The organism is Chryseobacterium sp., assembly GCF_029240215.1.
Taxonomy (GTDB): Bacteria; Bacteroidota; Bacteroidia; order Flavobacteriales; family Weeksellaceae; genus Chryseobacterium.
This window is the reverse complement of record NZ_JARBTK010000002.1, coordinates 231,441-249,978: the sequence shown is the minus strand read 5'-3', so window position 1 is coordinate 249,978 and position 18,538 is coordinate 231,441. Positions and strand designations below refer to the sequence as shown.

The window sequence follows — 18,538 nt, the reverse complement described above, 5'->3', positions numbered from 1 at the left end:
TACAATGGAGTCTCCAAAAAAATTACAGGATATAAAAGTTGCTGTAGATGCAGTTATTTTCGGATATTTTGATAAGAAGGATCTTCAGATTCTTTTAATTAAAAGAAATATTGAACCTTTTAAAGGAGGTTGGGCGCTTCCGGGAGGACTTGTTTTGGATGATGAAAATCTTGATGATGCTGTAAAAAGAGAATTGCACGAAGAAGCAGGTATAAACCCTGATTTTCTGGAACAACTTTATACTTTTGGTAATGTGGGTCGCGATCCGCGAAATAGAGTAGTTTCTATAGCTTATTTGGGGCTTGTAAATCCTTCTTATCACGAGCTTTTTGCAGATTCAGATGCGGAAGATGCACAATGGTTCGGTATTAACAGTCTTCCGAAATTGGCTTTTGATCATCAAACGATCATTGATATTGCTTTAAAAAGACTTCGCACAAAAATTCAATATCAACCAATCGGCTTTAATCTTCTCAATGAAGAATTTCCTTTTTCAGACCTTGAGAATTTGTACAAAACCATTATCGGACAGGAAATAGACCGCAGAAATTTCCGCAAAAAAATCATGAGTTACGGACTTTTGAATGAAACGAATAATGTTAAAAAAGAAGGCAGCGGAAGACCCGGAAAATTATTTACTTTCAATGAAGAGAAGTATAAGGAGCTTGAAGAACAAGGATTTTATTTCGAAATTAAATGATTTTTAAACACGAGCCGCACAAATGTTTTTCACAAATAACACAAAATTCAAACATTAAAACAATTAGGATTTTTTGTATCAATAGGAACGGGCTTTAGCCTGTTTTTTGATGAATAAACAATCCATTGGCTTAGCCGAAACTTAAATAAACAATAATCAATTGTGCCATTCGTGAAAATATTTGTGTCATTCGTGTTTAAATTAAATAAATTTTCCCATCTGAAAATCAATCAATTAAATTAATTAGCGTAAAATAAACACAAATAGATTTGGCTACTAAAATTAACCTTTCTTATATTTGTGTAAAAATAACACAATCATGAAATTGATAATTCGCAAAAGTATTATTGCAAAACTATGCAATTTTCAATTAGCGTAAATATAACACAAATATTAATTTAAAACGTAAAGCTATGTTTGGTTTCAGACACATCAAATTTGATTCAATGACTTACGTTCTTCATTTCAAAAATGGGGAAATCGTAAGGGAGGGAAGAGGTTTATCATTCTTTTATTTCGCTTCAAACAGTTCTATTGCTGCGATTCCGATGGGAAGTAATGATCTGCCGTTTATTTTTAACGAAAATACGTTTGATTATCAGACAGTGAAAATTCAGGGACAGATAAGTTATAAAATTACTGATCCGAAAGCACTTTCAAACACGTTGGATTTCACGGTAAACGAGGCTGGAGTTTACAAGAAAAACGACATTGAAAAACTTAATCAAAGGATAATTAATCTTGCGCAGACTTCTACTTCATCATTTATTCATGAATTAAGTTTAAAAGATGCCATCCGTTCAGCAAAAAAAATTGAAGGAAATATTCTGGAAGGATTAAAGTCTTCAGAAGCGATTCAGACGATGGGAATTGAGATATTAGGAGCCAATATTCTGGCTGTTCAGACTACGCCCGAAATGGCAAGAGCACTGGAAACGGAAACAAGAGAAAAACTTCAACAGCAGGCAGATGAAGCGATTTATGAAAGAAGAAATTTTGCGGTCGAACAGGAAAGAAAGATCAAAGAATCTGAGCTAAACACAGAAATTGCGGTTGAAGAAAAACAAAAACAGATCGAAGAAAAAAGAATGGAAACCGAAGTTCAGCAGGAAGAAAACAACAGGGTTTTGAGAGAAATGAAGATTGCTGCCGATATTTCCGTTGAAAATCAGAGAAAACAACTGATAGAACAAAAAACCGAAAACGACAGAAAAGAAGCAGAAACGCAAGGTTATGTTTTGGAAACTTCTTTAAAACCATACAAAGAAATGGATTGGAGAGTTTTAACAGCTTTAAATGGAAATCAGGATGCAAGATCAAACATAGCTTTAGCTTTCAGAGAATTAGCAGAAAATGCTGGCAAAATAGGAAACTTAAATATAAGTCCTGATTTATTAGAAAGTATTTTGAAACATTAAGGAATTTAAGTTGCTAAGAATTATTGAGTTTTGCTTTTAAGCTTAAAAATCAGTATGATTTTCTTAACTAAACTTCACTTCTTAATTCATCTTAATGGTTAAAAAAATTAAAAAAATGCAAATCGAATACGCCATCATCATTAAAAATAAAACAAGGCTTGAGTCTTTAATTGAGAGATTCAATACCAAAGCTCAGGCTCAGTTTTATATTGAAAGTTCAGGAGGAGATTTTCAGGAATATGTGGATGAACATGAAAAATTCTATCAGTCATTTCTTGAAGTTCAGACCAAGCTCTCCAAAGTCATTAAAAATAAAGTGGTGGAAAGAGAATTTGTTCCGTCCTATATTTTCTCTGAAAAGAATTTGATTATTGTAATCGGACAAGACGGATTGGTAGCAAATGTTGCAAAATATTCTAAAAATATTCCGATTGTGGCGATCAATCCTGATGAAGAAAGATATGATGGTGTGCTGCTTCCTTTTAATGTTAAAAACTTTTTAAATGGCGTGAATGCAGTTCTTAACGAAATTTTTAGTTCAAAGAAAATGAGGTTTGCAGAAGCGGTTTTGAATGACGGACAAAAATTGATGGCAGTCAATGATTTGTTCATCGGAATTTCTTCTCACAGTTCGGCAAGATATAAAATCGTGTTGAATGGAAAAGAAGAAACCCATTCATCCAGCGGAATTATCGTTTCCACAAAAACAGGAAGTACGGGTTGGCTGAGTTCTATTTTCAACATGGCTTATGGAATTTTAGGTTCAACAGAACTGAAATATCCAACATTGAATGAAGATGATTTGTATTTTGTGGTAAGAGAGCCTTTTAAAAGCATAAAAACTCAAACCGAAATTTGCGGAGGAGCCATAAAAAGAGGAAATAAGCTTGTGATAGAATCATTAATGCCAAATAATGGTTTTATATTTAGTGACGGAATCGAACAGGATTTTTTGCAATTCAACAGTGGGGCAACGGCGGAAATCAGGCTTTCTGAGGAGGAAGCGGTTTTGGTAATCAATTAGAAAAAGATGAAAACGATACAATATTTAAAAGGAGATGCAACAGATCCTCAGATTGAGGGAAATAAAATCATCGCTCATATATGCAATGATATTGGTGGCTGGGGAAAAGGTTTTGTCATGGCAATTTCTAAAAGATGGAAGAAACCAGAAAATGAGTATAGAGAATGGTTTCAGAGCAAAGAAAATTTTAATCTTGGAGAAATTCAAATTATTCAGGTTGAAAATGATATTTGGATTTGCAATATGATTGGACAACATAAAACGATTACCAATTCAAAAGGAATTCCTCCGATTAGATATGAAGCTGTTGAAAAATGTTTGGAGAAACTAACTGATGAAGTCTTAAAATTAAATGCAAGTATTCATATGCCAAGAATTGGTTGTGGTTTGGCTGGTGGAAACTGGGAAGAAATTGAACCAATTATTGAAAAGACATTGCTGAAAAATAATGTAAAAGTATATGTTTATGATTTTGAATAAAAAAACTATTGAAAATGACAAATAAGGGAATGGCAAAAGATACCTTAGACATCTTAGCCAAAAAATATTATATAAACGAAAATAACGAAAAAATAAATATAGAAAACGAACTGGAACTCTCTAAAAAAGGAACTGTTTTGTTTTCATCAGAAGAACTTTCGGAAATGGTAAATAATGAACTCCCCAAAACAGATTTTGAAACAACATTTGAAGTTTGGAACTGCAGTTCTTTAAAAGCCATTTTAAAGTTAAGCGAAGAAGAAGATCAGCAGAAAATCATGTGCCTGAATTTTGCCTCTGCAAAAAATCCGGGAGGTGGTTTTATCAACGGAGCAGAAGCGCAAGAAGAAAGTTTGGCAAGAACTTCTGCGTTATATGAAACACAACTTCAGGCAGACGATTATTATAAAACTCATCGTGCAATGAAGTCTTGTTTTTACACAGATATGATGATTTACAGTCCAAAAGTTCCGGTTTTCAGAAAAGATAAAGGAGAATTGTTGCCGAAACCTATTGCATGTAATTTCATTACGTCTCCGGCTGTAAATGCAGGTGTTGTAACGCAACAAGAACCTGAAAGAGTTGGTGAAATTTTCGGAGCAATGGATGTGAGAATGGATAAGATGCTGGCTTTAGCTCTACATCAAGGAAACGAAACATTGATTTTAGGAGCTTGGGGATGCGGAGTTTTTAAAAATGATCCAAAAGAAATTGCAGAACTATTCAAGAAACACCTTAACGGAAAATATAAAAGTAAATTTAAAAAAGTGGTGTTCGCAGTTTTGACGAAGAAAGAAGAAATGATAAAGCCTTTTGAAGAAATAAAAAGTTAAGATTAAACTAAACTAAAATGATGAAAATTGAATTAATAAAAGCCGACATCACCAAAATAAAATCAGACGCCATCGTCAACGCTGCCAATTCATCTTTATTGGGTGGCGGTGGAGTCGATGGAGCAATTCATCGCGCAGGCGGAAATGCGATTTTGGAAGAATGTAGAAAGATCAGAAATAGACAAGGAAAATGTAAAACCGGAGAAGCTGTGGTAACAACAGCCGGAAATCTTCCTGCAAAATATGTCATTCACACGGTCGGGCCCATTTGGAATAATAATGAAGAAAAATGCTCACAACTGTTGGCAAATTGCTATAAAAATTCTTTAAAACTAGCTGAAAGTTTGGATGTAAAAACCATTTCTTTTCCAAATATCAGTACAGGGGTTTACAGATTTGCAAAAGATTTGGCGGCTAAAATTGCCATTCAGGAAGTAAAAAAATTTGAATCAGATGTTGTTGAGAAAGTTATTTTTGTATGCTTTGATGATGAAAATGAAGAGATTTATAAAAAATTATTAAAAGAATAAATTAATGCTCATTTGCTGAGTAAAATGCCTTTGCGAACGAAAATATGCAGAATATTTTAAATAAAATCTTTGCGGACTTTGCGTTTAAAATAAAACAGGAAACAAATGAAAAAACTAACCATATTAAGCGGTGCCGGAATCAGCGCCGAAAGCGGAATAAAAACATTCAGAGACGGAGACGGTCTTTGGGAAAATCATAATATAGCGGATGTAGCAAGTCCGGAAGGATGGAGAAAAGACAGAGAATTGGTTTTGGAATTCTATAATCAAAGACGTCGCCAGATTCATGAAGTAGAGCCTAATGATGCTCACAAACTGATTGCAGATTTAGAAAAATATTTTGAGGTTGAAATCATCACTCAAAATATCGACGATCTTCATGAAAGAGCGGGATCAACAAATATTCTTCACATTCATGGAGAATTGTTAAAATCTTGTTCGTGCAACAACAAAAGTTTGATTTACGAACAAAAAGAAGACATCAAGATTGGAGATAAAGCAGAAGACGGAGCCCAATTAAGACCTTTTATCGTTTGGTTCGGGGAAGATGTTCCTTTGATGAAAGAAGCCACGAAAAAAGCAAAAGAAGCAGATATTTTCTTAGTAATTGGGACTTCATTACAGGTGTATCCGGCGGCAGGATTGATTCACGAGATCAAAGATGATTGTCTTTTAATTGTAATCAATCCCAACGAAACAAGCTTCGGCTATGGACAAAGAGCTGTTGTTATGAAAGAGACCGCAACAAGAGGAATGAAACTATTATTTGATAAGCTTGTAAATCTAGCCTAATGGAAAATATTGTAAAAGCCGGAATTTTCGGAGTTTGTATCGGCGATGCTTTGGGCGTTCCAGTGGAATTCAAGAAAAGAGAAGATCTAAAAAAATCCCCAGTTACCAGATATTTGGAATATATGTCGTGGAATCAACCCAAAGGAACTTGGAGTGACGACAGTTCTCTAACTCTTTGTCTTGCAGAAGTATTGACAAAAGGTTATGACTTAGAAAAAATCGGAGAAAGCTTTGTAAAATGGAACAAATACGGACATTGGACGGCTCACGGAAGACTTTTCGATATTGGCGGAACAACAAGACATTCCATTGCAAGATTGATTAAAGGAGAAAGTGCAAAATTTTCAGGAAATATTTTTGAAGAAGATAATGGGAATGGTTCTTTGATGAGAATCCTTCCCTTAGCTTTTTATCTTAAAGATGAAGAAAATCTTGAAAAGCTCTATCAAACCTTAAAAGAAGTTTCATCAATTACTCATGGACATTTTCGTTCTGTTTTTGCGTGTTTTATTTATGTGATTCTTGCTATTGAATTAATTAAGGGAAAAGATAAACAAAAAGCATATGACCATGTTCAAAAAAAAGCTTTGGAATATGCAGAAATTCAAGGTTTTAACCCAAAAGAGATTGAACTTTTTCAACGAATATTAAAGAGTGATATTTCTAAATATAATGAAGGTGAAATTAAAAGCAGCGGCTACGTTCTTCACAGTTTAGAAGCCTCATTATGGTGTTTCCTAAATTCAGAAAGTTATTCCGAAGCTGTTTTGAAAGCCGTCAATCTAGGAGAAGATACCGACACAACGGGAGCTATCACAGGCGGAATTGCAGGAATTTATTATGGTTTTGAAAATATTCCTGAGGAATGGATTGCTGAGTTAGTGAGAAAGGATGATATTGAAAACTTATGTAGAAAGTTAGAAAATAAATTAATGAAATAAAACACAAACCATGAACGAACAACAAAAGAAAAAGACAAGTAAATTCCTGAGCTACGTTCTCAGGCATCATCCCGAACTCATTAATCTGAATTTAGATGAAAACGGATGGACAGATGTTGGCGAATTGATTACAAAATCCACAAACGATTCTCAAGGTTTTACCTTTGAAGAATTAGATGAAATCGTACAAACCAATGATAAAAAACGGTTTATTTTTAATGAAGATAAAACCAGAATCAGAGCGAACCAAGGGCATTCTATTGATATTAATTTAGCTCTAGTTCCGCAACAACCTCCAGAATTTCTCTATCATGGTACAGCTCAAAGTAATATTGAGTCCATTTTAGAAAAAGGTATTGAAAAAAGAAACCGACAACATGTTCATTTAAGTCAGGATAAAGAAACCGCAACCAAAGTCGGAATGCGTCACGGAAAACCATTTATTTTAATTATCAACACACAAAAAATGTCCGACGACGGAATTGAATTTTATCTTTCTGAAAATGATGTTTGGCTCACGGATTTTGTTGATGCTAAATATATTTATCAAAATTGATTTTTATTTCAATCAATTGATATTTAATTTTTTTAAGTAAAATAAATACAGTCTTTTTCCTTTCTGATTCAGGTGTTTTTCCTGTAAGTTTTACGTTTTTATAAAGCGAAATTTGCTCTGTAAAACCATTAAAACCAATTATCATGGCAACTAAAAAACATTTTTTCGTTTCATTAGAAGGAGTAGATCTTACCGATGCACAATTGAAAAACATCGACAAGGGAATTCAGAATGTTGTGCTTTCTGAGCTGTCAAAAATCGATAACACGCATTCTTTTTCTGCCCAGAGAGATTTCAGAGCTATTACAAAACCTCTTCGTATCAAAGACTGGTTTCCGTGGGGAATCATCATCTTCAAACCGGAGATTGATATTCAGTCTCAGTTAAAAGATATTCAGTCTCAAATCAAAGGTTATGGAGGCTAAAAGTAATTCCTCAAAAAAGATGTGTCCCAGTTATTTAGGGAAAACCGGGGCACAGCTTTTTGGCGTTTTGGGAAAAAACGGAAAAGTGAATTTTATTACTCCGCTTACCGTTACAAAAGAATTCCTTGAGCTTAATAAAAAGAAAAGTAATCTCGAACAACGATTTCGTTTTACCGGAAAATGTGTGGAAAAAGGCTGTTCACAATGGAACCATGTAGAATCAAAATGTTCACTCTCAAAAAAAGTTCAGGATTTTGATGCTTCCTCAATTAAGAATTTATCATTCTGCCCGATTCGTTCCCAATGCAGATGGTATTCTCAGGATGGCGAAAATGCCTGTTTTTCATGCAACGAAGTAACCCGGAATATGGAGGAACTGTTAGTAAATGGATAAATTATGAGGGAATATATTGTACAAAAAACCACGCCCGAAAGCGTGGTTAAAATTTATTTTCTAATATTGAAATAAGCCTATTGTTTTACTATTTTAACAATATTTTCAGAATTATTTATTCGAATTAAGTACACTCCACTGGTTAAAGAAGAAACATTGGTTTGTTTGCTGTCAAATTTTCCTTCTTTTACTAGCTGACCAGACATATTATAGATCTGATAGTAATAATCTTTGTCATCTTTTGCTTCAATATGCAGAATATCTTTTACAGGATTAGGATATAAAACCAACTTATCATCTTTTACTTTTTCTTCTATCACTGCTTGGGTAAAAATATTTTTTGCTTGAGAACCAGAATTTTGTGTTACAGGAATACCCGGTAGCGGACCTCTTGGAATACCATCGTCTTCTTGTTTTACACATCTGCAATTCATTGCAGCGTAAGGATCTACATCTGTATATTTCACAAGAATTCTAGAAAATTTGTCAAAATTCATATAGGTGCCTCTTCCTGTCATGTTTTGCTGTAAATTGGCATACCAGATTCCACTTGGCGAATCACCAGCAATTGAACTGTTTAGGGGAGCTACATTCACTACAGATCTCTTGCCTCTAATATACCCCTTCGGATAATTTCCTACATTATATAAGCTATTATTAAATAAAAACCCTACTGTTCTACCATAAGTAGACTGCGTCGACCATTGCAAATGAGAAATTACAGAGCCATAATAACCTGTTTCAGTACCATCAACAGGCTTGCCATCACTTCCGCCACTTGTAAAAAATTCAGGATTATTTTTTAAACTCCAAGGTGAAGATTTTGTGGGACTTGTACCAGTCTCTGGAATTCTCCAACCATTTGGACAAGGATCAAATACTGATTTTTTGCTACCTAAGCCCCATCTTTCTGCATATAAGGCGTGGTAATTAGTGTCAAATAACCAATCTGAACCAAGGATGTAATTTATGTCTGTACGGGTTGGATATGCAACATCTGGCTTCATAAATTTTAGAGGATTTGCTGCAGAATATCCCAGAATTTTTTCTATCCTGGCATCTATTTTGTCGGTTGTATTAATGCTGCTTTTATAGGTATTATAATTCACCACGTGATTTGAATTATAAGTAGCTTCAGATAGAGTTGAATATGATACGACCCCACTACTATTAGTAGTCCCTATGAATACATTAAATTTAGTATTAGTAGTAGCACTATTAGGTGGAACCACATTAGTAAATGTAGGCAGAGGGTCTTTTCTACCCCATTGGTAATGCAATCCCTGCGAATTATTAAGCTGAAGTCTACTGGCTTCTAAATATATATCTGGATAATAAGTATAAGAAGTCGGCATAACCTCAATAGCTCCTAAATTCCTATCCATAATCGTGGTCTTCATTATAGTTCCATATTGAGTATAATTCATATAATTATCGGTGGTAATAGGAGTGTCATTTACATAAGTAAGAGAATTTGAAGGGGTATTGGTTACCCAAATATGCCAGCTCCAGTAGACAGGATTAGTAATTGAGCCATTGTGTAATGTAACTACAGCATTTCCTGCTTTGTTGGCATTTACTTTTACGTTTATATTAGCATCTTTAGAAGACGGATTATCTATGGTTAATTGAGTTATTAAACCATTATTATCTGTCCAGAGTACATTCGCTTTTAAATCATTAAAATTTGCGGCGTTTAAAATTTGAGTATTACCCAGATAATTGCTTTGTACAGAAAAAGCTTTGCTCACAGGTATTGAGATTACTTGGTCTGTAGTAGATTTTGTAATCATATAACTATTAGGGTTATCTAATCCTGTTTTGTAAGTTTCGGTTTCACTGAAAAATTTAGTTTCGAAATCATAATTATTTTTTACAAACAACGGATCTTTGATACATCTGCAGGCATGTGCATTATTCGTTGGATAATCATCAGCAGGTTTATAACTATACAAACCATAAACGTTAGGATAATTTGCGGCGTCCGGTTGATATCCGTTCACGATCTGATCTGCAGACGGAATTAATCTTAATGCACTGGCAATTGATGAATATCCACTATAACTAGTCATCGTTGCGGTCCATAAGTAGGTTTCAAGCTGGTCTGTGAAGGTTGCTTTCGTATGGTATCTGCCATCTCCGCTTTTTCCTCTTCCGATCCAACCGGTTCCTGGAAATATGCCAATATTGTTACCACCTACATTAGTCATGTCAAAACCGTATTGAGGGTATACTTTTATACCAGCCAAATATGGTTTTAAGTTAGATAATCCCGGAGGGACATTTGATCCGGATAAATTTAAAGCTGAAAGCGGACTGTTTACTTTAGGTCCAAAAGGTGTAAAATCCATCCTTACATTTTTTGTTGATGATGCAACCAAAACTGAAGGAAGTCTCCATCCGTTTGGACATGGGTCGTAAGAAGATTTATTTCTGTAAGGTTGTGGAACTGTAATATCAGTTGCCTGTGTCCCCATAGAATTATCTGACCATAAATTAGCTTTACTTAATTCATTAGTCTGCAATCCCGGTACCTGCCCAAACCAGTTATAATAATACGGAACACCATCAGCTGTTGTCCCATATACAGAAGGTGTTGAAGTATTATCATCATTGACGTAAATTAAACTTAATGGATTTTTTACCGATGCTCTGATGTTGTCTGTTATATTGGCTACTGATTTATTTACAAATAACCTTAGATCATTAAAGTTTTTATAATCATTAAAAGGACTGTTGGCGTATTTTAGCCTTGCTGTTGCGTCATCATAGACAATTTTACCCATACTACCGGTTATCTGATAAAAGCTGGCGTCATTATTTGTTAACGATGGAAAAGGATCTTTTCTTCCCCACTGGTACATTAGCCCGCCACTTCTATTCCAACCATCGCCGTTAAGAGATCCCCCTAAAGCACCAAGGTTTCTATCCATCCATCCCCATTCGGAACTCGGAATAGTTTCTACAGTACCGTTACTTAATTCTCTTTTTACGTCATCATAACTTTTATACGTGGAACCGTTTGTGGGATCATCGGTTACCCACACATGCCACGACCAGAAAACCTCTCCGTTTACTTTATAAGCGATAAGAGCATTTCCTTCTTTTACCTTATTTACAGGTACTTTTATTTCTGCATTTTCACCAGTTCCTATAATATCTAAAGTATAATTTTCTTTAGATTTTATCAGTCCCATATTATCTTCCCACAATACATCTGCCGTTATCACTCCTGAAGGTATCGTAGTTCCTTTCATGTAATTTCCGTTCTTCCACATTTCATAGGCTTTTTTCACAGGAATATATAGTCCGTCTACATTATTCCCATTTTTGTCTTTACCTGTGAAAATATAACTGTTAGGCGCTTTTGTCCAATCAACAACATCTGGTTGTGCCCCCGGATTAATTGTGATACAAGCAACAGTATCGGGGTTAACGGTATTGCCAAAAATACCCACATAATTAATAAATTTATTAATTTCTGTTTCTATTTCAGCTAAAGGTCTGGAGGTTCCGTTCCAACTTGAAGTAACTTGTCTGTTTCTGATGGCTCCAACTCCATATATAGATGCCTTTGAAGTATTGCTCAGAAAGAAATTTTCAGATCCTGGTCCTCTGTCTTTATCATATAAAGGAGGATAGCCGTAATCATTAGTGGTATTATAATTACTTAGTGCGTTAATAGTAACATAACTTCCATTAGCCTTATATACCCTTAAACCTGTTACTTTACTAATAATAATTACTACAGGTTCCTGATTTGTGATTACATCAGTCAGTTCTTCATTAATATAATTGTAAAGATTATAATATCTGTTGACCAAAGCATTAGGATTAGTAAAGTCTAAATATCCTCTACCTGCCTGTTCGCCTCCTTCTTCTGGGGGTAAAAACCAGTTACTGAAATTGATGAAAAAACCTGCACTTGAAAATTTTCCTGCAAACATATAAACAGGATCATGATAAGAATATTCCCACGGGCTTGTATCACTTCCCTGGTAAATATATTTTTGAGAGCTTGCTATAGTAGCAAGATTATTAGGGTTTTCGATATTGATGACAGGAGCATCGGGGTTGGAATTATCTAATATCCCGTTGGCATTGATTGATAAAGCAATATTATCAAGTTTTTTAGGTAATTGCAGAGAAGTTACTCTGTCTTTCACACTTTGTACAGTTCCATCCGGATTTAAGACAACAGTTCCACTGGTTTTTGGTGTAAACAAGTAGGTATATTCATTTTCGTCCAGCTGACATTTTCCTGATGTATAGTCAGATTGTTTGTAATGAGCTACCGTTTTTTGCCAAATAATCGACTGCCAATTTGAAAGATTAGAATTAGAACTTAATTCAATTTTTACATTTTGCATACCAACATTAGAAGCAGGTAATTCAAATGTTGCCGTTAAATTTTGATTGAACTCATTAGCGGCAATAAACGTTTTGTTCCATACAGGAATCCAATTTCCCAAGTCGTTTTTGTACTTGATCGTAAGAACTACGTGATCGGAGGTTACAGGTTTGCTAAAATTACCTTTTATTACAACAGCTCCTTTCTGGTTAACTGTTTGGGTAATTTCAATATTTGAGTCTAGATCCACTATACTTTGAGAATAGATAGGGATGTGCATAAGACCCAAAAATAAAAGCAGAAATTTTAAAAAAGATTTCTTTTCCATTTCATTAATGTGTTTAAGTTAATTGTTTATTTTATTTCTTTTTTTTGTAAAAAAAAGTCATACAAATATGAATTTTTTAGAATAACTTTACAATAAGTAAAAAAAATATGACTACTAAAAACACAAATGATAAGTCTCATATTTGCCCGGTACAAAGGTTTCTGAAGCTGTTTTCGGGTAAATTAAAACCAGAAATTTTTCTTTTGGCTACCAAGTCTTTTCTAAGATTTAATACTCTTTTGCGTGAAATAGAGGGTGCAAATAAGCAATCATTAGCAATCGCATTAAGAGATTTGACAGAAGCAGATATATTGGAAAAAGTTGTAATCAGGAATAAGCCACTGCATATAGAATATCATCTTACAGAAAAAGGAAAATCGATGATATCACTTTTTGAGAAAATGGAAGAATTCTTGTAGGAAGGATACACTAAATCAAAGAATATTGTTTTAACGTTTATATAATAAAAAAGACGTTTCATCAAATCGAAACGTCTTTTTTATCATTTAGGTAAACCTCTTTTCAAAGCGTAGTTGGCTCTTTCTACAGCCTTCTTCTCTTTCCAGTCCATATATCTTTTTTTGAAGCGACCTTTCATAAAATTGTCAAAATTTCGCTGAACGGTAAGATTCCAGAGAGAGTTGGCTTTCACCGCCCAGGATTTGTCCCATGCGCGAAGAGAAAGCGAGAAGCTTCCGTCAAGATATTTCATCCAGTGCCACCATCCGGTTGGCATAAATAAAGTATCGCCATGCTCAAGAAAACACTCAATTCCTTCGATGCCGTCAAGTGCAGGAAATTTTTCAAAATCTGGATTAGAAATATCAAAATCTTCTAGAGAATAAGTAGCATAAGGAAGTTTATATAATCGGTCTCTCCATTTCTGTTCAAAAAGAAGAACGTGTTTTCTTCCGTTAAAATGGGTGTGGAAAATATGTGCTAAATCGATATCGTAATGTAAAAACGTAACCGAACTTTTTCCGCCAAAGAACATAGAAGGATATTTATCTAAAAATCCACCCATCAAATCAGAAGGAGAAATATAATCTTCCAGCAATTTATTGGCACGTTTGATAGGATCAAAAAAGAAAATTCTCAGATCAGTCGGCTCTCTTTGGATCAGATCGATATAATCCGCAAACTTCATTTCGGTTGTCGGAGTGTTAATAGGAGCAGCGGGATCGGCTTTTTTACTGTCATAAAGAGGAACGGTGACATCACCTACCACTTCCTTCACATAATCCATCGTCCATTTTTGGTAAGCCGGCCATTTTCTTGCCATGTTTTTGATCACTACCGGTCTTCTTGGTTTCAGATATTTTTCAAGGAACTCTTCTTTCGTAATATCGTCAACAATATCTATAGGTTTTAGAATAACCCCCATTATTATATATTTTATGTTACAAAATTATTAAATATATGAATACAATAAATCAAATAATGTTCTTTTTAATCTATGACCTTCATCACTTTTTTATTTGTTCCAGATAAAAATTTTTTGATTGGTCTTTACAATTGTTGTAATGGTAATAATATTATGAAATATAATTTGCAATATTAAAAATTTATACGAATGAAATGTTTATAAATTTTGATTATGGTAAAAAAACACCGCAATAATTGCCTAATTTATTGTATATTATTTATTTAAAATTATTTTTAAGTTTGTTGCATGACATCAAATTAGAAAATCGCGAAACATTTTGCAGCACTCTGCTGTATCAATGTACTTCTTTTTAAAGTCATAAATGATGCATCATCCGGATGGGAAATTTATTCTAGACGAAATTTTCAATCTGGGAAAAATTTATTTACTAATTTTTAAAAATCTCAAAATGAAAAAACTATTTTTTTGCGCCATGATGGGCGTTTCGGTTATGGCTTTTGCTAAGGATATTCAAGCTGTTTGGACTTCAACCTGTGGTATAAAACACTATACTACATTTTCAGATAGTGCTACTTATCAACAAATTGCTAATTCAATTGCGTTAATTAATGAGCGTGAATGTGGAGTTAAACCTACAGTAAGTCTTAATCTTAATTAAATGAACGGCGGAGGAAACCCCGCTTTTTATACATTAAAAAACAAAATATGAAAAAAATAAAAATTTTATTTCTGGTATGTAGCTTTATAAATTTTTTTAGTCAGAAGATAGACTTTGAGCCTACAATAAGAGTGCATTATAATTCTTCACTGCAATTGGGTGAAAAATATCAAAAAACTCAAGAGTTTGTTTTGGTTGGTAATTCGCAAGATTATTATTTTGCTGGAGCACAAAATTATTTAAATGATACGGGACAGTATGAAGCAAAAGGAATTGATCTAAGAGTTTATAGCGATTATTTTCAGGAAAGACTGATTAAACAAAATGGAGTAACGACTGTGTTTTTTATTAATCCGGACAATAAAATTCGCTATGAAGAAAAAATAAATCTAAAATGGGTATTGTATGGAGATACCAAAATGATCAATGGCATAAAATGTCAAATGGCAGCAACAAATAAATACGGTAGAAGATGGATTGCTTATTTTTCTAGAGAATACCCACAATCTTTAGGTCCATACAAGTTTACGGGTTTACCAGGTTTAATATTTGAATTGTATGATACAAGGGACGATTATCATTTTACATTGACAAAAGTTGAGAAATTTGATGATGATTTCGAATATAATTTATCAAGTTTTAAAAACTATTCTAAAGATAAATATTTAAAAGCAAAATATAATTTAGAAAATACATTTGAAGCTTTGCCGGGCTTAATTATTAGTGCGGAAGAACGTAAATATTATGAATCTCTTTTAGAAAAAGGAAAAAGAATGAGTAATAATCCTTTAGAATTAAAGCCGTTTGAATAATTATAACAGCATTTTTGTCATTCCGAAGGAATCTAAGCAATTTTTATAAGTTATTTAGATTCCTCCGGAATGACAAAACTCTGGAGAGAATTTTATTTTTTTAGGTTTTTGATCAATTCTTCAAGCTGTGAACTTAGAAGTTTTGCTGTTTCAGAATCTGTTATATTAATGATAATGCCTTGCTGACCAGTCGCACTATCACGGTTTTCAAAATTATTAATTTGAAATTTTTGTTCATCATCAAAAAGATCCTGAATTTTCACATTAAAAATATCTGCCAACTTTGGAATATACTGAGATTTTACATCTGTAGCTTCGTTTTCCCAATTAGAATACGTGTTTCTGTCTATTTCCAACAGATCTGCGATATCCTTACTGGAATATTTTGTCTTGCTTCTTAATCTTTTGAGATTGGTTCCTATTCCCATAACTAAACTATAAGTTGTTTATACAAATTTATACTTTTCAATAAAAAACAAATGAAAAAACTATATAAAATATGAAAAGAATTTGCATTTTATTTCTATCTCTTAATTTTTTATACTTTTTCGGACAAAATTTTGACTTTCAACCTACAATAAAAGTAATTTATAAAGCATCCCTTCAGTTAGGAGATAAGTATCTTCAGCGGGATCAAAAATTTGTTTTAGTTGGCAATTCACAGGATTATTATTTTGCAGGATATAATAATTATTTAAAAGATACTGATCAGGAAGAGAAAACTTCAAGAAAATCTGGAGTGACCTTTTCGGCAGCAGATTACATCGACGAAAGAATATTGAAAAAAAATGGTATTACCAACGTGTACGGAAATTATATTGACGAAAGACTAAGATATGATGAAAATGTTGCTACACAATGGGTATTATATAGTGAAACAAAAATAATTAATGGTATAAAATGTCAAATGGCAGCAACCAATAAATACGGCAGAAGATGGATTGCTTATTTTTCTAAAGAATATCCGCAATCTTTGGGACCTTACAAGTTTACGGGTTTACCAGGTTTGATATTTGAATTGTATGATACGCGAAATGACTATCATTTTACTGTTATAAAGCTGGAAAAAAATACAGATGATTTCGAATTCAATCTGAATGGATATAAAAAACTTAGTAAAAAAGATTTTCTAAAAGCAACTTATAATCTAAAATACACTATTGCAGGTTTCCCAGATATGGATGCAGGTATGAGAAAAGAAACAGAAGCAATATTTGAGAAATTAAAAAAAATGAATAATAATCCTTTAGAATTAAAGCCCTTTGAATAATTCTAACAGCATCTTTGTCATTCCGGAGGAATCTAAGCTATTTTATACGTTGTTGAGATTCCTCCGGAATGACAAACGTAGCGGTGAAAACGGAAAGCATAGCAATGGAATGCCGAAAAATTGTCAAATAACATTCCCTTTAGAATTAAACTTTTGAATAATTATAACATCATCTTTGTCATTCCGTAGGAATCTCAACAACGAAAAAAAAACTGCTTAGATTCCTCCGGAATGACAAACAGAGTGTTGTGAAATGACAAGCATGACGTTGGAACGGCAAATGTAGCATTGGAACGGCAAACATACTATCATTAATAATCCTTTAGAATTAAAGCTATTTGAATAATTGTTACAGCATCTTTGTCATTCCGCAGGAATCTCAACAACGAACGGCAAACATACTGTCATTAATAATCCTTTAGAATTAAAGCTGTTTGAATAATTATTACAGCATCTTTGTCATTCCGGAGGAATCTAGACTAAGAAAAAAACAGCTTAGATTCCTCCGGAATGACAAACAGAGTGTTGGAAAACGACAAGCATGACGTTGGAATTGGAACGGCAAATATAGTGTTGCAACGGCAAACATATTGTCAATTAAATCCTTTAGAATTAGAATTTTTGAATAGTTATAACGGCATCTTTGTCATTCCGCAGGAATCCAGGCTACGAATCTCAACAATCTAAAGCGAAGTAAACAGGTGATTAAAAAATTCTAAATTTGGATTTTGAGATCGTATTAATTCAAGTTTTTTATCCCGAGAGAAATCTTTAATTTCTTTTTCTCTTTCGATAGCTTGATGAATCCATCCAAATTTTTCGTAGTAAACTAGAAATTCTAGATTGTATTTTGCTGTAAAGCTGTTCGGATTGTTTTTTGATTGGTGCTGAGATAACCTTTTATGGAGATTATTTGTAACGCCTGTGTATAAAACGGTTCGTTTTTTATTAGTCAGGATATAAACATAGAAAGTATAAATACCCTCTGAAAATTCGATCATTTTTTTGTGTTTTTATTAATTTTGGCTCTATGGAATGACCACGATTGGAACTGCTTATGGTTTTATAACTACTTCTAATTAAAAGCCAGTATTTAAAGTTTTTTTGTCATTCCGGAGGAATCTAGACTATGAATAAAAACAATTTAGATTCCTCCGGAATGACAAAATTACCGAGAGAATTTTATTTTTTTAGGTTTTTGATCAATTCTTCAAGCTGTGAACTTAGAAGTTTTGCTGTTTCAGAATCGGTTATGTTAATGATGATACCTTGCTGAATATCTTTTTGCCCCACAGAACTATCCTTATTATCATAAATGTTATTTATAATATTGGTCTTTTGTCCATCATCAAAAAGATCCTGAATTTTTACATTAAAAATATCTGCCAACTTTGGAATATATTGAGATTTTACATCTGTAGCTTCGTTTTCCCAATTAGAATACGTGTTTCTGTCTATTTCCAACAGATCTGCAATATCCTTACTGGAATATTTTGTCTTGCTTCTTAATCTTTTGAGATTGGTTCCTATTCCCATAACTATAAGTTGTTTATACAAATTTATACTTTTAAGTAAAACAGAAAAGATAAATTCATAATAAAAATAAGAAAACTTCATAAGAAACTAAAAAATAAAAAAA

The 18,538-nt window shown here is 33.3% G+C and carries 20 protein-coding genes; 15 read left to right on the top strand and 5 right to left on the bottom strand.

Translation table 11 applies throughout. From position 1 onward, the window contains the following. Window positions 1–4: 4 nt before the first annotated feature. The 11 genes from K0R77_RS05125 (at window position 5) to K0R77_RS05075 (ending at window position 8,093) form a co-directional block, all read left to right on the top strand. The gene (locus K0R77_RS05125) at window positions 5–700 is read left to right on the top strand and encodes an NUDIX domain-containing protein (protein ID WP_300349376.1); all 696 of its coding nucleotides are present in this window, start codon (window positions 5–7) and stop codon (window positions 698–700) included. 446 nt (window positions 701–1,146) lie between these two features. Beyond that, the gene (locus K0R77_RS05120) at window positions 1,147–2,118 is read left to right on the top strand and encodes an SPFH domain-containing protein (protein WP_300349374.1); all 972 of its coding nucleotides are present in this window, start codon (window positions 1,147–1,149) and stop codon (window positions 2,116–2,118) included. A gap of 115 nt (window positions 2,119–2,233) precedes the next feature. After that, window positions 2,234–3,142, top strand: coding sequence for a sugar kinase (locus K0R77_RS05115; protein WP_300349372.1), 909 nt, complete (start codon window positions 2,234–2,236; stop codon window positions 3,140–3,142). 6 nt (window positions 3,143–3,148) lie between these two features. After that, entirely contained in the window at window positions 3,149–3,622 is a 474-nt protein-coding gene (locus tag K0R77_RS05110; RefSeq protein WP_300349369.1) for a macro domain-containing protein, read from the top strand. Window positions 3,623–3,636: 14 nt separating this feature from the next. Further along, complete coding sequence (locus K0R77_RS05105; protein WP_300349367.1) at window positions 3,637–4,455, top strand: TIGR02452 family protein; 819 nt, start codon at window positions 3,637–3,639, stop codon at window positions 4,453–4,455. Window positions 4,456–4,475: 20 nt separating this feature from the next. Beyond that, the gene (locus K0R77_RS05100; protein WP_300349365.1) at window positions 4,476–4,985 is read left to right on the top strand and encodes an O-acetyl-ADP-ribose deacetylase; all 510 of its coding nucleotides are present in this window, start codon (window positions 4,476–4,478) and stop codon (window positions 4,983–4,985) included. 105 nt (window positions 4,986–5,090) lie between these two features. Further along, window positions 5,091–5,777, top strand: coding sequence for an NAD-dependent deacylase (locus tag K0R77_RS05095; protein WP_300349363.1), 687 nt, complete (start codon window positions 5,091–5,093; stop codon window positions 5,775–5,777). After that, window positions 5,777–6,718 (top strand): ADP-ribosylglycohydrolase family protein, encoded by a 942-nt coding sequence (locus K0R77_RS05090; RefSeq protein WP_300349361.1) that lies wholly within the window; start codon window positions 5,777–5,779, stop codon window positions 6,716–6,718. Before K0R77_RS05095 ends, K0R77_RS05090 begins: the two co-directional genes overlap by 1 nt. 10 nt (window positions 6,719–6,728) lie before the next feature. Further along, window positions 6,729–7,274: an RNA 2'-phosphotransferase gene (locus K0R77_RS05085; RefSeq protein ID WP_300349358.1), complete on the top strand. Its 546-nt coding sequence runs from the start codon at window positions 6,729–6,731 to the stop codon at window positions 7,272–7,274. A gap of 143 nt (window positions 7,275–7,417) precedes the next feature. Then, window positions 7,418–7,699, top strand: coding sequence for a hypothetical protein (locus K0R77_RS05080; protein WP_300349355.1), 282 nt, complete (start codon window positions 7,418–7,420; stop codon window positions 7,697–7,699). Beyond that, window positions 7,689–8,093: a hypothetical protein gene (locus K0R77_RS05075; protein ID WP_300349352.1), complete on the top strand. Its 405-nt coding sequence runs from the start codon at window positions 7,689–7,691 to the stop codon at window positions 8,091–8,093. Before K0R77_RS05080 ends, K0R77_RS05075 begins: the two co-directional genes overlap by 11 nt. 77 nt (window positions 8,094–8,170) lie before the next feature. On the opposite strand, the gene K0R77_RS05070 is transcribed toward K0R77_RS05075, so the two are convergent. Continuing rightward, entirely contained in the window at window positions 8,171–12,772 is a 4,602-nt protein-coding gene (locus K0R77_RS05070; protein ID WP_300349349.1) for a T9SS type A sorting domain-containing protein, read from the bottom strand. 107 nt (window positions 12,773–12,879) lie between these two features. Between K0R77_RS05070 and K0R77_RS05065 the strand changes: the two genes are divergently transcribed. Further along, window positions 12,880–13,191, top strand: a complete 312-nt coding sequence (locus tag K0R77_RS05065) for a helix-turn-helix domain-containing protein (RefSeq protein ID WP_300349346.1) — start codon at window positions 12,880–12,882, stop codon at window positions 13,189–13,191. An 83-nt stretch (window positions 13,192–13,274) separates the two neighbouring features. Here K0R77_RS05065 and K0R77_RS05060 read toward each other — a convergent pair whose 3' ends face one another. Further along, window positions 13,275–14,156: a cupin-like domain-containing protein gene (locus tag K0R77_RS05060; protein WP_300349343.1), complete on the bottom strand. Its 882-nt coding sequence runs from the start codon at window positions 14,154–14,156 to the stop codon at window positions 13,275–13,277. 451 nt (window positions 14,157–14,607) lie between these two features. Here K0R77_RS05060 and K0R77_RS05055 point away from each other — a divergent pair, with 451 nt between their 5' ends. Together K0R77_RS05055 and K0R77_RS05050 are read left to right on the top strand one after the other, a co-directional pair. After that, a complete protein-coding gene (locus K0R77_RS05055) occupies window positions 14,608–14,817 on the top strand; it encodes a hypothetical protein (RefSeq protein ID WP_300349341.1) in 210 nt (69 codons plus the stop codon). Between the two features lie 47 nt (window positions 14,818–14,864). Then, complete coding sequence (locus K0R77_RS05050) at window positions 14,865–15,629, top strand: GLPGLI family protein (protein ID WP_300349338.1); 765 nt, start codon at window positions 14,865–14,867, stop codon at window positions 15,627–15,629. A gap of 92 nt (window positions 15,630–15,721) precedes the next feature. Here the strand turns inward: K0R77_RS05050 and K0R77_RS05045 are convergent, their stop codons facing one another. Next, window positions 15,722–16,057 (bottom strand): helix-turn-helix transcriptional regulator, encoded by a 336-nt coding sequence (locus K0R77_RS05045; protein WP_300349335.1) that lies wholly within the window; start codon window positions 16,055–16,057, stop codon window positions 15,722–15,724. A 71-nt stretch (window positions 16,058–16,128) separates the two neighbouring features. On the opposite strand from K0R77_RS05045, the gene K0R77_RS05040 reads away from it, so the two are divergent. Beyond that, window positions 16,129–16,899, top strand: coding sequence for a GLPGLI family protein (locus K0R77_RS05040; protein ID WP_300349331.1), 771 nt, complete (start codon window positions 16,129–16,131; stop codon window positions 16,897–16,899). A gap of 683 nt (window positions 16,900–17,582) precedes the next feature. On the opposite strand, the gene K0R77_RS05035 is transcribed toward K0R77_RS05040, so the two are convergent. Further along, window positions 17,583–17,900: a GIY-YIG nuclease family protein gene (locus K0R77_RS05035; RefSeq protein WP_300349328.1), complete on the bottom strand. Its 318-nt coding sequence runs from the start codon at window positions 17,898–17,900 to the stop codon at window positions 17,583–17,585. Between the two features lie 181 nt (window positions 17,901–18,081). After that, window positions 18,082–18,435, bottom strand: a complete 354-nt coding sequence (locus K0R77_RS05030; protein ID WP_300349325.1) for a helix-turn-helix transcriptional regulator — start codon at window positions 18,433–18,435, stop codon at window positions 18,082–18,084. Window positions 18,436–18,538 lie beyond the last annotated feature (103 nt).

Excerpts from the sequence above, each read along its gene's own strand:
- K0R77_RS05125 (WP_300349376.1), top strand. The coding sequence starts at position 5 with ATGGAGTCTCCAAAAAAATTACAGGATATAAAAGTTGCTGTAGATGCA.
- K0R77_RS05120 (WP_300349374.1), top strand. The coding sequence starts at position 1,147 with ATGACTTACGTTCTTCATTTCAAAAATGGGGAAATCGTAAGGGAGGGA.
- K0R77_RS05115 (WP_300349372.1), top strand. The coding sequence starts at position 2,234 with ATGCAAATCGAATACGCCATCATCATTAAAAATAAAACAAGGCTTGAG.
- K0R77_RS05110 (WP_300349369.1), top strand. The coding sequence starts at position 3,149 with ATGAAAACGATACAATATTTAAAAGGAGATGCAACAGATCCTCAGATT.
- K0R77_RS05105 (WP_300349367.1), top strand. The coding sequence starts at position 3,637 with ATGACAAATAAGGGAATGGCAAAAGATACCTTAGACATCTTAGCCAAA.
- K0R77_RS05100 (WP_300349365.1), top strand. The coding sequence starts at position 4,476 with ATGAAAATTGAATTAATAAAAGCCGACATCACCAAAATAAAATCAGAC.
- K0R77_RS05095 (WP_300349363.1), top strand. The coding sequence starts at position 5,091 with ATGAAAAAACTAACCATATTAAGCGGTGCCGGAATCAGCGCCGAAAGC.
- K0R77_RS05090 (WP_300349361.1), top strand. The coding sequence starts at position 5,777 with ATGGAAAATATTGTAAAAGCCGGAATTTTCGGAGTTTGTATCGGCGAT.
- K0R77_RS05085 (WP_300349358.1), top strand. The coding sequence starts at position 6,729 with ATGAACGAACAACAAAAGAAAAAGACAAGTAAATTCCTGAGCTACGTT.
- K0R77_RS05080 (WP_300349355.1), top strand. The coding sequence starts at position 7,418 with ATGGCAACTAAAAAACATTTTTTCGTTTCATTAGAAGGAGTAGATCTT.
- K0R77_RS05075 (WP_300349352.1), top strand. The coding sequence starts at position 7,689 with ATGGAGGCTAAAAGTAATTCCTCAAAAAAGATGTGTCCCAGTTATTTA.
- K0R77_RS05070 (WP_300349349.1), bottom strand. The coding sequence starts at position 12,772 with ATGGAAAAGAAATCTTTTTTAAAATTTCTGCTTTTATTTTTGGGTCTT.
- K0R77_RS05065 (WP_300349346.1), top strand. The coding sequence starts at position 12,880 with ATGACTACTAAAAACACAAATGATAAGTCTCATATTTGCCCGGTACAA.
- K0R77_RS05060 (WP_300349343.1), bottom strand. The coding sequence starts at position 14,156 with ATGGGGGTTATTCTAAAACCTATAGATATTGTTGACGATATTACGAAA.
- K0R77_RS05055 (WP_300349341.1), top strand. The coding sequence starts at position 14,608 with ATGAAAAAACTATTTTTTTGCGCCATGATGGGCGTTTCGGTTATGGCT.
- K0R77_RS05050 (WP_300349338.1), top strand. The coding sequence starts at position 14,865 with ATGAAAAAAATAAAAATTTTATTTCTGGTATGTAGCTTTATAAATTTT.
- K0R77_RS05045 (WP_300349335.1), bottom strand. The coding sequence starts at position 16,057 with ATGGGAATAGGAACCAATCTCAAAAGATTAAGAAGCAAGACAAAATAT.
- K0R77_RS05040 (WP_300349331.1), top strand. The coding sequence starts at position 16,129 with ATGAAAAGAATTTGCATTTTATTTCTATCTCTTAATTTTTTATACTTT.
- K0R77_RS05035 (WP_300349328.1), bottom strand. The coding sequence starts at position 17,900 with ATGATCGAATTTTCAGAGGGTATTTATACTTTCTATGTTTATATCCTG.
- K0R77_RS05030 (WP_300349325.1), bottom strand. The coding sequence starts at position 18,435 with ATGGGAATAGGAACCAATCTCAAAAGATTAAGAAGCAAGACAAAATAT.